General features: G+C 59.7%; 14 protein-coding genes. 5 read left to right on the top strand and 9 right to left on the bottom strand.

Going from position 1 to position 15,881, the window contains the following annotated elements:
* Nucleotides 1-83: 83 nt before the first annotated feature.
* From rho to PspS35_RS28660, 3 genes are all read right to left on the bottom strand, one after another.
* Nucleotides 84-1,343, bottom strand: coding sequence for a transcription termination factor Rho (rho, locus tag PspS35_RS28650; protein WP_003176825.1), 1,260 nt, complete (start codon nt 1,341-1,343; stop codon nt 84-86).
* Nucleotides 1,344-1,577: 234 nt separating this feature from the next.
* Nucleotides 1,578-1,907, bottom strand: a complete 330-nt coding sequence (trxA, locus tag PspS35_RS28655) for a thioredoxin TrxA (protein WP_015886460.1) — start codon at nt 1,905-1,907, stop codon at nt 1,578-1,580.
* A 121-nt stretch (nt 1,908-2,028) separates the two neighbouring features.
* On the bottom strand, nt 2,029-2,724 hold the full coding sequence (locus PspS35_RS28660) for an FCD domain-containing protein (RefSeq protein ID WP_159937749.1): 696 nt from the start codon (nt 2,722-2,724) through the stop codon (nt 2,029-2,031).
* Between the two features lie 265 nt (nt 2,725-2,989).
* On the opposite strand from PspS35_RS28660, the gene PspS35_RS28665 reads away from it, so the two are divergent.
* The 4 genes from PspS35_RS28665 to PspS35_RS28680 are packed head-to-tail and all read left to right on the top strand — an operon-like array spanning nt 2,990 to nt 5,832.
* Nucleotides 2,990-3,775, top strand: coding sequence for a transporter substrate-binding domain-containing protein (locus PspS35_RS28665; protein ID WP_159937750.1), 786 nt, complete (start codon nt 2,990-2,992; stop codon nt 3,773-3,775).
* A gap of 17 nt (nt 3,776-3,792) precedes the next feature.
* Entirely contained in the window at nt 3,793-4,461 is a 669-nt protein-coding gene (locus PspS35_RS28670; RefSeq protein WP_159937751.1) for an amino acid ABC transporter permease, read from the top strand.
* A complete protein-coding gene (locus PspS35_RS28675; protein WP_159937752.1) occupies nt 4,458-5,108 on the top strand; it encodes an amino acid ABC transporter permease in 651 nt (216 codons plus the stop codon). The genes PspS35_RS28670 and PspS35_RS28675 overlap by 4 nt, the downstream gene beginning before the upstream one ends.
* Nucleotides 5,095-5,832 carry an amino acid ABC transporter ATP-binding protein gene (locus PspS35_RS28680; protein ID WP_159937753.1) on the top strand — a complete coding sequence of 246 codons (738 nt, stop codon included), beginning with the start codon at nt 5,095-5,097 and terminating at the stop codon, nt 5,830-5,832. Before PspS35_RS28675 ends, PspS35_RS28680 begins: the two co-directional genes overlap by 14 nt.
* A gap of 4 nt (nt 5,833-5,836) precedes the next feature.
* On the opposite strand, the gene PspS35_RS28685 is transcribed toward PspS35_RS28680, so the two are convergent.
* From PspS35_RS28685 to PspS35_RS28700, 4 genes are all read right to left on the bottom strand, one after another.
* The gene (locus PspS35_RS28685) at nt 5,837-6,331 is read right to left on the bottom strand and encodes a hypothetical protein (RefSeq protein ID WP_159937754.1); all 495 of its coding nucleotides are present in this window, start codon (nt 6,329-6,331) and stop codon (nt 5,837-5,839) included.
* Nucleotides 6,332-6,365: 34 nt separating this feature from the next.
* Nucleotides 6,366-8,870, bottom strand: a complete 2,505-nt coding sequence (locus PspS35_RS28690; protein WP_159937755.1) for a fimbria/pilus outer membrane usher protein — start codon at nt 8,868-8,870, stop codon at nt 6,366-6,368.
* Between the two features lie 6 nt (nt 8,871-8,876).
* Nucleotides 8,877-9,593, bottom strand: coding sequence for a fimbria/pilus chaperone family protein (locus PspS35_RS28695; protein ID WP_238785955.1), 717 nt, complete (start codon nt 9,591-9,593; stop codon nt 8,877-8,879).
* Between the two features lie 178 nt (nt 9,594-9,771).
* Nucleotides 9,772-10,422 (bottom strand): DUF1120 domain-containing protein, encoded by a 651-nt coding sequence (locus PspS35_RS28700; protein WP_159937756.1) that lies wholly within the window; start codon nt 10,420-10,422, stop codon nt 9,772-9,774.
* A gap of 503 nt (nt 10,423-10,925) precedes the next feature.
* Here PspS35_RS28700 and ppx point away from each other — a divergent pair.
* Nucleotides 10,926-12,428 (top strand): exopolyphosphatase, encoded by a 1,503-nt coding sequence (gene ppx / locus PspS35_RS28705; protein WP_174244847.1) that lies wholly within the window; start codon nt 10,926-10,928, stop codon nt 12,426-12,428.
* A 126-nt stretch (nt 12,429-12,554) separates the two neighbouring features.
* On the opposite strand, the gene ppk1 is transcribed toward ppx, so the two are convergent.
* Both ppk1 and hemB read right to left on the bottom strand, forming a co-directional pair.
* Complete coding sequence (gene ppk1 / locus PspS35_RS28710; RefSeq protein ID WP_159937757.1) at nt 12,555-14,777, bottom strand: polyphosphate kinase 1; 2,223 nt, start codon at nt 14,775-14,777, stop codon at nt 12,555-12,557.
* An 18-nt stretch (nt 14,778-14,795) separates the two neighbouring features.
* Entirely contained in the window at nt 14,796-15,809 is a 1,014-nt protein-coding gene (gene hemB / locus PspS35_RS28715) for a porphobilinogen synthase (protein ID WP_159937758.1), read from the bottom strand.
* Nucleotides 15,810-15,881 lie beyond the last annotated feature (72 nt).

Below are 15,881 nucleotides of genomic sequence, written 5' to 3' on the forward strand. Positions count from 1 at the left end.
TTGGGTGCCAACGGCGCTTAAAAAGCAGGCGAAAAAAAATGGCGCCCCTGAGGGCGCCATTTTTTCGGACCTCAAACGTCGTATTACTTACGCTTCATCGACAGGAAGAACTCGTCGTTGGTCTTGGTGGTTTTCAGCTTGTCGATCAGGAACTCGATGGCTGCAACTTCATCCATCGGGTGCAGCAGCTTGCGCAGGATCCACATGCGCTGCAGTTCGTCGTCGGCGGTCAGCAACTCTTCGCGGCGAGTGCCGGAACGGTTGATGTTGATCGCCGGGAACACGCGTTTTTCCGCGATGCGACGGTCCAACGGCAGTTCCATGTTGCCGGTACCCTTGAACTCTTCGTAGATCACTTCGTCCATCTTCGAACCGGTTTCAACCAGTGCGGTGGCGATAATGGTCAGCGAGCCGCCTTCTTCGATGTTCCGCGCAGCGCCGAAGAAACGCTTCGGTTTCTCCAGGGCGTGAGCATCGACACCACCGGTCAATACCTTGCCGGAGCTCGGGATCACGGTGTTGTAGGCACGGGCCAGACGGGTGATGGAGTCGAGCAGGATCACCACGTCCTTCTTGTGTTCGACCAGGCGCTTGGCCTTCTCGATCACCATTTCGGCAACCTGCACGTGGCGGGTTGGCGGCTCATCGAACGTCGAGGCAACCACTTCGCCGCGCACGGTGCGCTGCATTTCGGTCACTTCTTCCGGACGCTCATCGATCAGCAATACGATCAGGTGAACTTCAGGATTGTTACGCGCGATGTTCGCTGCGATGTTCTGCAGCATGATGGTCTTACCGGCTTTCGGCGGTGCGACGATCAGGCCACGCTGGCCTTTGCCGATCGGGGCGCACAGGTCGATCACACGACCGGTCAAGTCTTCGGTGGAACCGTTACCGGCTTCCATCTTCATGCGCACGGTCGGGAACAGCGGGGTCAGGTTCTCGAAGAGAATCTTGTTTTTCGCGTTCTCTGGACGATCGAAGTTGATCGTGTCGACCTTGAGCAGGGCGAAATACCGCTCGCCTTCCTTCGGAGGGCGGATCTTGCCAACGATGGTGTCACCGGTGCGCAAGTTGAAGCGACGGATCTGGCTCGGCGAGACGTAGATATCGTCTGGGCCGGCGAGATAGGAAGCGTCTGCAGAGCGGAGGAAGCCGAAGCCGTCCTGGAGAATCTCCAGCACGCCATCACCGGAGATTTCCTCGCCGCTTTTCGCGTGCTTCTTGAGCAGGGAGAAAATCACGTCCTGCTTGCGCGAACGGGCCATATTTTCTATGCCCATTTCTTCGGCCAATTGGAGCAGGTCGGTAATCGGCTTTTGCTTGAGTTCAGTCAGATTCATATAGGAATGACGTAATCATTTATGGAGGGGGGAAATTAAGCTTTTGGCTTAATGAGGCCGCGCCGCAGAGAAGGCGACAGGATCGCGTACTAATCGAAAAGGAATGCGTCGGCGACGGCTTGCAGGGGGCAGTGGAGAAACCAGTGCGGGGCCGAATGTACCACCTGAGTTTCGGAGCGTCTAGCCCTGTTTAACGAAAAAGCCCCGCGATTTGCGGGGCTTTTTTGACGACGCTTAGATGTTGGCGTCGAGGAAAGCTTGCAGCTGGGACTTCGACAGCGCACCTACTTTGGTCGCTTCGACGTTGCCGTTCTTGAACAGCATCAGCGTAGGAATACCGCGCACGCCGTGCTTGGCCGGGGTTTCCTGGTTGTCGTCGATGTTCAGCTTGGCAATGGTCAGCTTGCCTTCGTAAGTGGTTGCAATGTCGTCCAGGACCGGAGCGATCATTTTGCAAGGGCCGCACCATTCAGCCCAGTAGTCAACCAGCACCGGGCCAGCAGCCTTGAGTACTTCGGCCTCAAAGGTCGCGTCGGTGACGTGCTTGATAAGATCGTTGCTCATGGATGTCTCCGGATTGTAAGCAAAAAAAACGTTGCCCATCATAGCCGCCCTTCCCCCGTTCAGGAAGCCGCCTCTGATTGAGTCTTGCTATGGTGGTGCATGAGTTTGGGTATAGCCCAACTCAAGGCGTAACCGGTGTCACGAAGGCAATGCCCGTACGCAGCGCCGCGTTGCGTACGTGTTCCTGCATGGTTTTCTGTGCCGCCGCACTGGCGCGGCGGGCCAGGGCGCGCAGGATTTTGCGATGTTCCTGCCAGGTTTCCATAGCCCGCTCCGGTCGGATGAACGGTAATTTCTGACTTTCCAGGAACACCTCGGCGCTGGCACTCAGGATACTCACCATCGCTTGGTTGCCGCTGGCCAACAGGATGCGCTGGTGGAACTCGAAGTCCAGCCGTGCCGCCGCCTCGAAGTCGCCAGCCTTGAGTACCTTGCGCATTGCTTCAACGTTATCGTCAAGACGGTCCAGCTCATCGATCGTCAGCGTGACGGCTGCCAAGCCCGCCGCAAACCCTTCCAAGGCGTAGCGCAACTGGAAGATATCCAGCGGCGTGGCCTGGGCCGCGAAAGGCCAGGCAAAGCCCGGCGCGTCCTCCACCGCCTGCACGAACACGCCTTTGCCCGGCTGCACGCTGACCACGCCCAGGGCGCTCAGGGACGACAGTGCCTCACGGAGCGACGCCCGGCTCACGCCCAACTGCACCGCCAGGTCGCGCTGGGACGGCAACGCATCGCCCGGCCCAAAGCCCTGTTCCTTGATCAGTTTGCGGATGGCCTGCAGGGCCGCTTCCGGTACGGCTTGGGCGATGGAATTCATAAAAAACTCAAGGTTTCAGTCAACAGAGCGGCTAGTTGTAAAGCTATTCGCGGCCGACGGCAAGCCACGCCCCAAAGGGGCTCGCAGGGTTTTAGCGGCGCTCGAAAAGGGTGCGAAAAGCTCAGCTACTGTTCAGACCAGTAAGACCACTGAAACTCAACAAACTCCAGCCTTGCAGACGATTCCGAGCGGGCTGGCATGGGCTGTGCAATCCCCCAAGCAAGCCAAATCCAGAAAATCCCTTCGCCCTTCTCGGAGAGTTGCCATGACCAAGCGCTACAGCGCCCTGCTTACTGCCCTGTTTGCCAGCCTGATGCTGAGCCAGGCACCCGCCCAGGCCAATGGTCTGGACGATATCGTCGCCCGTGGCACCCTCAAGGTCGCCGTGCCCCAGGACTTCCCGCCGTTCGGCTCAGTCGGCCCCGACATGAAGCCACGCGGCCTGGACATCGACACTGCCAAGCTGCTGGCCGACCAGCTCAAGGTCAAGCTGGAGCTGACCCCGGTCAACAGCACCAACCGCATCCCGTTCCTCACCACCGGCAAGGTCGATCTGGTGATCTCAAGCCTGGGCAAAAACCCGGAGCGGGAAAAAGTCATCGACTTCTCCAAGGCCTACGCGCCGTTCTACCTGGCCGTTTTCGGCCCACCTGATGCCGCCATCAACAGCCTCGACGACCTCAAGGGCAAGACCATCAGTGTGACCCGTGGCGCCATCGAAGACATCGAGCTGACCGCCGTCGCGCCCAAGGAAGCAACGATCAAGCGTTTTGAAGACAACAACTCGACCATCGCCGCCTACCTGGCCGGCCAAGTCGATCTGATTGCCAGCGGCAACGTGGTGATGGTGGCGATCAGCGAGCGCAACCCCAAACGTGTGCCGGCGCTGAAGGTGAAACTCAAGGACTCGCCGGTGTACATCGGCGTGAACAAAAACGAGCCGGCGTTACTGGAGAAGGTCAACCAGATCCTGGCCACGGGCAAGGCTGACGGCAGCCTGCAAAAGAACGCGATGCAATGGCTCAAAGAGCCGCTGCCTGCTGATCTCTGATACGACGGAGCTGACTCATGGCGTATCAATTTGACTTCGTACCCGTGCTGGCCAACACCGACCTGCTGCTACGCGGCGCGCTGTTCACCCTTGAGCTGACGGTCATCGGCGCGATCCTTGGCGTGGCCTTGGGCACTGTCGGCGCAGTGGTGCGGGCGTGGAAGATCCAGCCATTCGCCTGGTGCTTCGGCGTGTATGTCGAGTTGATCCGCAACACGCCGTTCCTGGTGCAGTTGTTCTTCATCTTCTTCGGCCTGCCGTCCCTGGGGCTGAAGATCACCGAGTGGCAAGCCGCCGTACTGGCGATGGTGATCAACTTGGGCGCCTACTCCACGGAGATCATCCGCGCCGGCATCCAGGCCATCCCCCGTGGGCAACTGGAAGCCGCCGCCGCACTGGCGATGACGCGTTTCGAAGCGTTCCGCCATGTGGTGCTGCTGCCGGCGCTGGGCAAGGTGTGGCCGGCCCTGAGCAGCCAGATCATCATCGTGATGCTCGGTTCGGCAGTGTGTTCGCAGATCGCCACCGAAGAGCTGAGCTTCGCCGCCAACTTTATCCAGTCGCGCAATTTCCGCGCGTTTGAAACCTATGCCCTGACCACCTTGGTGTACCTGTGCATGGCGTTGATGATTCGCCAGTTGCTCAACTGGATCGGCCGCCGCTTTGTGATGAGGAACAGCCGATGAGTGATTTTTCGTTCTGGGACATCGTGCGCAACCTGCTCACGGGCCTGCAATGGACCTTGTTGCTGTCGCTGGTAGCGTTTATCGGCGGCGGCCTGATCGGCTTGCTGGTGATGACGATGCGCATCAGCAGCAAGGCGCTCCCACGCAATGTGGCGCGTCTCTATATCGAACTGTTCCAGGGCACGCCGCTGTTGATGCAGCTGTTCCTGGTGTTCTTCGGCATCGCCTTGCTGGGGATCGATATTTCGCCCTGGCTGGCGGCGGCCATTGCCCTCACGTTATTTACCAGCGCCTACCTCGCCGAAATCTGGCGCGGCTGCGTCGACTCCATCGCCCACGGGCAGTGGGAAGCCTCGGCCAGCCTGGCGCTGAACCCGCTTGAGCAACTGCGCTACGTGATCCTGCCCCAGGCGCTGCGCATTGCCGTGGCGCCAACCGTAGGGTTCTCGGTGCAGGTGGTCAAAGGCACCGCCGTGACCTCGATCATCGGTTTCACCGAACTGACCAAGACCGGCGGCATGCTCGCCAACGCCACCTTCGAGCCCTTCATGGTCTACGGCCTGGTGGCCCTCGGTTACTTCCTGCTCTGCTACCCCTTGTCCCTCAGTGCGCGCTACCTGGAAAGGAGACTGCATGCCTCTGCTTAGAATTTCCGCCCTGCATAAGTATTACGGCGATCACCATGTCCTCAAGGGCATCGACCTGACGGTTGAAGAAGGCCAGGTGGTGGCGATCATCGGCCGCAGTGGCTCGGGTAAATCCACCTTGCTGCGTACCCTCAACGGCCTGGAATCGATCAACGACGGCGTGATCGAGGTCGACGGCGAATACCTCGACGCCGCCCGCGCGGACCTGCGCAGCCTGCGTCAGAAAGTCGGCATGGTGTTCCAGCAGTTCAACCTGTTCCCTCACCTGACCGTCGGCGAAAACGTCATGCTCGCGCCGCAGGTGGTGCAGAAAGTGCCCAAAGGCAAGGCGGCACAGCTTGCCCGGCAGATGCTGGAGCGTGTCGGGCTGGGGGAAAAGTTCGATGCTTTCCCCGACCGCCTGTCCGGCGGCCAGCAGCAACGCGTCGCCATCGCCCGCGCGCTGGCCATGTCGCCCAAGGTGCTGCTGTGCGATGAAATCACCTCGGCCCTGGACCCGGAGTTGGTCAATGAAGTGCTCAGCGTGGTGCGCCAACTGGCCAAGGACGGCATGACCCTGATCATGGTGACTCACGAGATGCGCTTTGCCCGTGAGGTCGGCGACAAGCTGGTGTTCATGCACCAAGGGAAAGTGCATGAAGTGGGCGATCCAAAGCTGCTGTTTGCCAACCCGCAGACGGCTGAGTTGGCAAACTTCATCGGCACCACCGAGGCGCACGCCTGATCGTTCAACCACCCGGTACCAGCTCGAAACGCCCACCGCCCTCCAACAGCGTTTTATCGCGTACTGCCGGGGCGGTGTGCGATAGGTAGGCATCGACCTGCACCTGCGCAGAAAACACCCGCCCGGCGATCGGCTGTCCGGCCTTCAGTACCACCAGCGCTTGATCAGGCCGCAACTGGCCACTGCGCTCGGTACGGCTGTTCATCGGCGCCAACTCCATCGGCTGGCCATCCAGCAGCGGCTGCTGCAGGCTCACGTCAAAACGCCCGTGCCGGCCAAAGCCAAAGCCCTGCGCATCCGCCGGTACACCCCGAAAACGCAAGGCGATCAACCGGTCGTCAGGGCAGGTCACGTTCAGACGCACCACGCGTTTGCCCAGAGGTATCCCGCGTGAATCGTGCGTCGTACCGGGGCGCAGAGGCCCGTAATCAATGTGCGGCTGGCTCACTGAGAGTCGACACTCAGCCGCCGAGACCTCAAACACCGTCAGCAGGCTCACGACAACCGCAAGCGCTCCCGACGCCAGGGCACCACTAGCGGCAGACCGCCGCCGAGCTTTCATAATGTTGGCCACCATCGCTTTGTTCCGCCAGGTCGATTTGCAGTGTGCAAGAGGTCGCGTTAGGCGCTGATACGGTCAGGGCCTGCGGCGAGTCAATGTTATTCAGGAAGATCAGGCCGTCCCCGACGACGGTGGTCAGGAAGGTCTTGTCTGCGGCGAAAACCGAAGCGCCTTTGGGCAACGGCTGGCCACTTGCATCGGTCGCACGCAACAGCAATCGCCGGACCTTCACCACTTCAAAGTCGACCGTGCTGAATGAGCCCCGCCCGACTTCCAGGGTCTTGGTGCCGTTCTTGATGTCCACCAGTCGTGGCAGGGATTTACCTTCCACCGCAACAAAACTGCTCTGATACGCAGGTAAGCCGGGTATCACCGCCATTCCCCAATGATCAGTCCATACGGGCCCCTGGGCCGTGGTGATGCGCGCGCCCGACACATCGCCGACCGAAGCAACCCCAAAGGTATCCTCGACCCTGTACGGTGACAGCGTCAGCCCACGCTCATGCGCCACGACCGCACCTTGCAACTGCCCGCTGTAGCTGCTGCTGGTGGCGTCCCGGTTGACGCCCAGGCCCAACTGGGCATAACGGGACGTCGTGTTGAGCGTACCGCCCAGGGCATGCTGGACGTCAGGTGCCAAGTCGCTGTCGGCGCGAAGTTCATAATTGAGCGTGTCGTCAACACGTTCGCTGTAGGCGGTGCCGATACTCGATCGCCCGCCCTGATGCCTGGCCGTCGACGTCAACGCACGGTCGCCGCCCAATGGCACACTGATCTGCAAACGAACGCCAACCCCTTCGTTGTCTTCTTTCTGATTGCCGGTATTGCCCACCTGCGAGTCCATGCTCAACCCGACATTGGCGTACTTGAAATCCTTGCTCCAGAAGCCATGGACTTGCGAGGAGGTGCGACTGTTGAAGTGTGCGGCACGGGTGTAGCCGACCGAGAAGGCGCCTAACTGCGGGTCTGCCCAACTGAGGCCCGCGGTGTATTGGTTTTTGAAACGCGAGTCCGTCGCTTCGCCAACATCGGTGCGCACAGCATCGAGCACATCCCGATAGCCACGGGTCTGAGTCGTGGCGCTCAAGGTCATTTGCACGTCCCTGGGCAATGCACTGCCCAACGAGATGCTGTTTTGCATACCCCGTACGTTTTTCTCGCCATCGCGAGACAGGTTGTTGCGAAAGCCAACCGAGAAACGTTCGGAGAAACTGCTGTCCAGCGCCACCCCCAGCGCGTTGTAGTCATCGGTGGCCTGTACACCCGAGCTGAGGGTGGTGCTGGGGCTGAGCGCAAAGGTCCCGCTGGCCATGCCCAGCAGAGGCTCATCGGCACCACTGCGGTCCACATCCCGAACCCTGCCGACAGCCGCCGTATAGCCTGACTTCATCGGCACCGCACCGCGAAAAGAAGCGGCGGGCACGACGAAACTGCGCTGTCCACCACGGGTCTCGATAACCCGTACCTCAAGGTCACTCGTGCCGTTGAGCAACGGCAGGTTGCTCAGCGCAAACGGCCCTTCTGGCACGACCGTCGTATAGATCAGTGCACCCGACTGACGTACCTCTACCCGCGACTGACTCAGCGCCTGGCCTTCGACCACCACGCCATTGCCGCCGCCGCCCCCTTCCACACCGTCTGGAGACAGCTGAACGCCCGTCATTTGCACCCCGCCAAACACGGGGCTACGACTGGATATTTGCCCCACCTGGAAAGTAGACGCCAACGGCGCAATATCCCGCTGCGCATACGCGTACAAGTGTTCCGTGCTTGACCGACCTTCGGTAGAGAGATAGAGCTGACGGCTGCGTGCAATCCAATCACCGACGTTGAACCCTACCTCCGTAGAAGCCGAGAGAAAACGTCCCGTGTCCCCTCGCGAATGACTGTTGACGCCTTGCACGTCGTAGTTGAGCAGGGCGGCCGTTCCTCCTCGCACGAAATGGCCGGTAGCGCGTTGCGGTTCGCGTATCGATTGGGTTGGCGCCACGATCGACACTGCTTCACTGCCCGGGTTCAGGTTCAAGATCGTGCTGGGAAACTCGGCAAGAAAGTCATGGCAGGCTTGATCAGCGCCAACCTGGTTGTTTATCACCGCAGTGGGCGTGTGCAGACCGGCTCGATCCAACAGACCTCGGGTAAAACACAGCTTCCCCTCATGGTCGAACCGCACATCGGTCAACCCAATACGCTCGCCATTCACCGTCAGATCGACGACCCGAGCGCCTTCACTGAAACGGGGTGCGTCGCGAAAATAGCGGGCAACCGATGGATCAAGTCCACGCGCCAGCAAGATACTCAGATCGAATCCCGGGGGGGATGCCCCAGATTCGGCATAAGCGTGCCCCGTGCCCGCCGCCAACATCGCGGCGCAGATAAGGAGACTGACGCGGTTAAATATAAAAGGCGCGCGGGCCTTTCCCCTATCACGCTGGTTTTTACGAACAGCACCGGTGACCCCGTTTAGTTTCCTCATGCGGGATCAAGGCGTGTTGGCTAAAAGGGTGGCATCGTAGCTATCTACGTTAAAGCCATAGACAGTGGCAGGTGCGATGGTCACGGTCGTGGCATCCGGGGAAGGGCTTGAAAATTCGGTGCTCAGCACCTCCCCCGGCAGGATGTAAGTGCGTGACAGGTAGGCTTTGGTATTTTGCGGATTAAGCTGCACCTCGGCGGCTAGACGAACGACATAGGGGCTGTCGTTCTGCACACTCAAGGTTTTGCCCTGAAGGCGCCAGGTCAGCAGCTCCCAAGGCGAATTGTGCTGTGGCAGGTCCCTGGGGTGGAGAATCAACGGCACGTTTTGCCGCAAGCTGATACCGATCGTGGCACCCGACCCAGGCTTGGTTTGCGGAATGCCTTCGAAGGTGACACGTTTCAAACGCTGGGTCTTGAGCGGCTCCTTGCCGATAGCCAAGAACCTCACCATTTGTAGCTCGCCACCATCGACCCTCGCCACCGGCGGCGTAACGATCACCAGCGGCTCAAGATCTTCCGGAATGTCCTCAACCGCCGAATGGAGCAGTGCGGGTGCGTTGTCGGTATTTTTGACATTAATACTGACCTCACCCTCTGCCTCGTTCAACACAATGACAGTAGTTTCAGGCTCCATCCCATCGGCGTAGGCTGCACCACATAAAAAAAAGTTAACGCACAGGTAAAACGGTATAAACGCCTTTGACATTGAGATGATGCTCATTCGATTTTCCCTTTACTTCAGGCACGGCAAAGCAGCCAACGCACGTTAGAGCCTCAAACAATAAAAGCTTCAGCCTGCGCTGGCCGACCTAGCGTTGTTTATAAGCAGCGAAGCGACACGCAACACTTGCAGCCGTCAGTTAAAACATTCACGGCAATAAGTGTGGTGCTCGGGCAACTTAGAGATAGACCAACTCAAGGGTAGCGTGACCATCCAGCCTGATTTCGCCGTTCATGGTCAATGCAGAGGTTTTATTGATAACGGGCTGAACCATCAAGTTACCGGAAACCACGCCAACCCTGGAGGGTGAATACGCGATGCTGGTGCGCCAACTGCCCAACTCCGGCGACTGCCCCAACACCGGGTCGGTGTAGTGCCACGATGCCCCATTGTTAGGCGACCGTGCGACAAGAACGGACCGGCCATCAGCAACGTTATTTTCCATAAAGATAACGTAACCGCCGATCCTCTCACCCCTTGCCGTCGTGCCGAGGCCGAAGTTGAACCTGTCGTTATAGGTCTGGTTATACATGACCTGCATCATGCCAGGGACTTTACTGGAAGCACGATTGTCCAGGGTCCTGATCCCGACCATCGTAGGAGACGAACACCTCACCGCATACTGCGTGCCCTTTTTTGCCAGTTTGGTATAACTCGTCGAGTTCAACGAGCCTGCATTAATCCGACCATAATCAATGTTCGAGTTACCGATGGCAAAACTACAGCTCGGCGGTGTAATGGAACCCCTTACACGCAAATCCGCGGCCTGGACGCTTGCACCAGCAACCGCTAGGAATAAACCCACGCACAACGCACTTTTCTTCTTCATATAGAACCCACCTCAGTCAAAGATTATTTATCTGACACACGATTAATGATCAAAAGCTCACAACATGAACTTCGCAAGAAGGCCGCCAGCAACCCCCTCTTCTGAAACGCCCACCTATAAATAAATACCACCACGGCCTAAACGCCGACACAAAGTATCAACACTCTACACAGACGATAAAACCGGAAAAAATATCAACCCTCGTAAGAACGATCAGCCGCGACACTTTCTCGCAGGATCAATCACTGTACGAATCAAAATAAAATAGCCGAGGACCAATACAAAACCATGTAGGAGTTTGCGAACACCGTACAAATGAAAGTTTCCAAACTTAATAACTACAATACCCACCGAACTTGTAATACAAACGTCATGAAAACTTCCTACAGCACGCCTCTGCGATTTCCGCCGAGGTACTGATTGGAATTCGTCTGGCGCTACGCGTTGGCGTCAGCGGTCGATCGTGGCACGATGGCAAGGTTATCGACCGAGACCCCCAAACCATGCCGCAATCCCAAGCCAAGAATCTGTCCCTGATCGCCGCCATCGACCTGGGCTCCAACAGCTTTCACATGGTCGTGGCCAAGGCCCAGAACGGTGAGATCCGCATCCTTGAGCGGCTCGGCGAGAAAGTACAACTGGCTGCCGGGATCAACGACGAGCGCCAGCTCAACGAAGAATCCATGCAGCGCGGGCTCGATTGCCTCAAGCGCTTCGCCCAACTGATCAACGGCATGCCCCTGGGCGCTGTGCGAATCGTCGGTACCAACGCGTTGCGTGAAGCGCGTAACCGTGGCGAATTCATCCGTCGCGCCGAAGAAATCCTCGGCCACCCGGTAGAGGTGATCTCTGGCCGTGAAGAAGCGCGCCTGATCTACCTCGGCGTATCCCACACGCTGGCGGATACCCCCGGCAAGCGCCTGGTAGCAGACATCGGCGGCGGCAGTACCGAGTTCATCATCGGCCAGCGTTTCGAACCGCTGCTGCGCGAAAGCCTGCAGATGGGATGCGTCAGTTATACCCAGCGCTACTTCAAGGACGGCAAGATCACCCCGGCGCGCTACGCCCAGGCCTACACGGCAGCGCGCCTGGAGATCATGAGCATCGAGCACGCCCTGCACCGCCTGACCTGGGATGAAGCCATCGGCTCATCCGGCACCATCCGCGCCATCGGCCTGGCCCTCAAGGCGGGCGGCCACGGCACTGGCGAGGTCAATGCCGAAGGCCTGGCCTGGCTCAAGCGCAAGCTGTTCAAGCTGGGCGATGCCGAAAAAATCGACTTCGACGGCATCAAGCCGGACCGCCGCACGATCTTCCCGGCCGGCCTGGCGATTCTCGAAGCGATCTTCGACGCCCTCGAATTGCAACGCATGGACCACTGCGACGGCGCCCTGCGTGAAGGCGTGCTCTACGACCTGCTGGGTCGCCATCACCACGAAGACGTGCGTGAGCGCACCCTCAGCTCGCTGATGGAGCGTTATCACGTCGACCTGGAACAAGCCGCCCGTGTGGAACGCAAAGCCCTGCACGCCTTCGACCAAGTGGCCGAGGACTGGGATCTGGAAGACGGCGTATGGCGTGAGCTGCTGGGCTGGGCTGCCAAGGTGCATGAAGTGGGCCTGGATATCGCCCACTACCATTACCACAAGCACGGCGCCTACCTGATCGAGCACTCCGACCTGGCCGGTTTCTCCCGGGAAGACCAGCAGATGCTCGCACTGCTGGTGCGTGGCCATCGCCGTAACATCCCCAAGGACAAGTTTGCCGAGTTCGGCGACGAAGGCATCAAGCTGATCCGCCTGTGCGTCCTGCTGCGTTTTGCGATCCTGTTCCACCATATCCGTGGCACCCAGGAAATGCCTCAGGTGACACTGCGCGCCAACGGCGACAGCCTGGATGTCGTGTTTCCGAAAGGCTGGCTGGACGAGAACCAACTGACCCAGGCGGACTTTGCGCAGGAAGCGGAGTGGCTGACACGGGTGGGGTTCAGCCTGAACCTGCGCTAAAAACACCGCAAACAACTGTGGGAGGGGGCTTGCTCCCGATGGCAGTGGACCAGTCAATGAATCTGTTGACTGACACTCTCTCATCGGGAGCAAGCCCCCTCCCACATTTTCAGACCGCGTCGGTGCTTAGTTCACCGCAAGAATCGGGCTACCCAACTTCTCCAGCAACGTCGCCTGCGCACTGCGCGGGTTCTGGTTGCCGGTCGGCGTGTTGCGCACGTAACGGCCGTCCGACTGCAGGCTCCAGCTGTGGGTGTTGTCGGTCAGGTAGCTTTCCAGCTCCTTCTTCACCCGCACGATCAGTTTCTTGCCTTCCACCGGGAAGCAGGTCTCCACACGTTTGTCGAGGTTGCGCTCCATCCAGTCGGCGCTGGAGAGGAACATCTGCTCTTCGCCGCCGTTGAGGAAGTAGAACACCCGCGTGTGCTCCAGGAAGCGCCCGATGATCGAACGCACGTGGATATTGTGCGACACACCCACGATGCCCGGACGCAGGCAGCACATGCCACGCACCACCAGGTCGATGCGCACGCCGGACTGGCTGGCCTTGTACAGCGCGCGGATGATCTTCGGATCAGTCAGCGAGTTGAACTTGGCAATGATGTGCGCCGGTTTACCGTCGAGGGCGAACTGGGTCTCGCGGGCAATCATGTCGAGCATGCCCTTCTTGAGGGTGAACGGTGCGTGCAGCAGCTTCTTCATGCGCAGCGTCTTGCCCATGCCGATCAACTGGCTGAACAACTTGCCGACGTCTTCACACAAGGCGTCGTCGGAGGTCAGCAGGCTGTAGTCGGTGTACAGCTTGGCGTTGCCGGCGTGGTAGTTGCCGGTGCCCAAGTGGGCGTAGCGCACGATCTCGCCGGCTTCGCGACGCAGGATCAGCATCATCTTGGCGTGGGTCTTGAAGCCGACCACGCCGTAGATCACCACCGCACCGGCTGCTTGCAGGCGGCTGGCCAGTTGCAGGTTGGACTCTTCGTCGAACCGCGCACGCAGCTCGATCACCGCGGTGACTTCCTTGCCGTTACGCGCGGCGTCCACCAGGGCATCGACGATTTCCGAGTTGGCACCGCTGCGGTACAGGGTCTGGCGCACGGCCAAGACGTGCGGGTCCTTGGCGGCCTGGCGCAGCAGGTCGACCACCGGTGTGAAGGACTCGAACGGGTGCAGCAGCAGGATGTCCTGCTTGCTCACCACGCTGAAAATGTTCTCGCTGTTTTGCAGCAGCTTGGGGATCTGCGGCGTGAACGGCGTGTATTGCAGCTCCGGGTGACTGTCCAGGCCGGTGATGCTGAACAGGCGCGTCAGGTTCACCGGGCCGTTGACCTGGTACAACTCGGTCTCGCCCAGGTTGAACTGCTTGAGCAGGTAGTCCGACAGGTGTTTCGGGCAGGTATCCGCCACTTCCAGACGTACCGCATCGCCGTAACGGCGCGAGAACAGCTCGCCGCGCAGGGCACGGGCCAAGTCTTCGACGTCTTCGGAGTCCAACGCCAGGTCGGCGTTACGGGTCAGGCGGAACTGGTAGCAGCCCTTGACCTTCATGCCTTGGAACAAATCATCGGCATGGGCGTGGATCATCGACGACAGGAATACATAGTTGTCGCCAGCGCCCCCCACCTCCTCCGGTACCTTGATGATCCGTGGCAGCAGGCGCGGCGCCGGGATGATCGCCAGGCCGGAATCTCGACCGAAGGCGTCGATACCTTCCAGCTCGACGATGAAGTTGAGGCTCTTGTTCACCAGCAACGGAAACGGGTGCGTCGGGTCGAGGCCGATCGGGGTGATGATCGGCGCGATCTCGTCGCGGAAATAGCGGCGCACCCAGGTCTTGATCTTGGTGGTCCAGTGGCGGCGACGGATGAAGCGAACCTGATGTTTTTCCAGCTCCGGCAGCAGGATGTCGTTGAGGATCGCGTACTGGCGGTCCACATGGCCGTGCACCAGTTCGCTGATGCGCGCCAGCGCCTGATGCGGTTGCAGACCGTCGGCACCGGCTTGTTCACGGGCGAAGGTAATCTGCTTTTTGAGGCCGGCGACGCGGATCTCGAAGAACTCGTCCAGGTTACTGGAGAAGATCAACAGGAATTTAAGGCGTTCGAGCAACGGATAGGACTCATCCAGCGCCTGTTCCAGCACGCGGATGTTGAATTGCAGTTGCGACAGCTCGCGGTGGATGTACAGGCTGCTGTCATCCAGGTTGGTCACCATCGGCACCGGCGCTGGCGCGGGGGCTTCGGCCACCACGGCAGGCGGGGCCGGTTCAAGCTCCGGCGGGGTCTCGGCGATTTGTTCGACCACCGGGTGAGCGTCTTTTACTGCAACTTCGGAGAGTCCTTCGGTATTCATCGAGTGTTCCTGTGAGGGCTATTGTTGCTCTCTAAGCAATTGGGCGGCGCGGGCGGCAAAGTAGGTCAGAATGCCATCAGCCCCGGCACGTTTAAAGGCCGTCAGGGATTCCAGAATCACCCCTTCACTCAACCATCCGTTCTGTATTGCAGCCATGTGCATCGCGTATTCGCCGCTGACCTGATAGACAAAGGTCGGCACCTTGAATTCATCTTTGACCCGCCAAAGGATGTCCAGGTACGGCATCCCCGGCTTGACCATCACCATGTCGGCACCTTCGGCCAGGTCGGCCGCCACTTCGTGCAAGGCTTCATGGCTGTTGGCCGGGTCCATCTGGTAAGAGGCTTTGTTCGCCTTGCCCAGGTTCAGGGCCGAGCCCACCGCATCGCGGAACGGGCCGTAGTAGGCGCTGGCGTACTTGGCCGAATAGGCCATGATCCGCACATTGACGTGGCCGGCCAGTTCCAGGGCTTCGCGAATCGCCTGGATGCGCCCGTCCATCATGTCCGACGGCGCCACCACCTGAGCGCCTGCCGCGGCGTGGGACAAGGCTTGCTTGACCAGCGCATCGACGGTGATGTCGTTCTGAACATAGCCGTCTTCGTCCAGAATGCCATCCTGGCCGTGGGTGGTGAACGGGTCCAACGCTACGTCGGTGATCACCCCCAGCTCCGGGAAGCGCTCACGCAGGGCGCGGGTAGCGCGCTGGGCGATGCCGTCCGGGTTCCAGGCTTGGGCAGCATCCAGGGACTTGAGTTCAGCCGGCGTGACCGGGAACAGCGCCAACGCCGGAATCCCCAATTCGACCCAACCCGCCGCCTCTTCAAGCAGCAGATCAATGGTCAAGCGCTCCACCCCAGGCATCGACGCCACGGCTTCGCGCCGATTGTCACCGTCCAGCACAAATACCGGCAGGATCAGATCGTTCGTCGTCAGGACGTTTTCACGAACCAGACGGCGCGAAAAATCGTCACGGCGATTGCGACGCAAGCGGGTGGCGGGAAACAGGCGATTGGCTGGGGTAAAGCTCACGACAGACTCCTGAGCCCGGTTTTACGGGCGAGCGTTGCAGTTATAAGCGGCCATTATGACGAAGGTATGACA

The organism is Pseudomonas sp. S35 (assembly GCF_009866765.1).
Taxonomy (GTDB): domain Bacteria; phylum Pseudomonadota; class Gammaproteobacteria; order Pseudomonadales; family Pseudomonadaceae; genus Aquipseudomonas.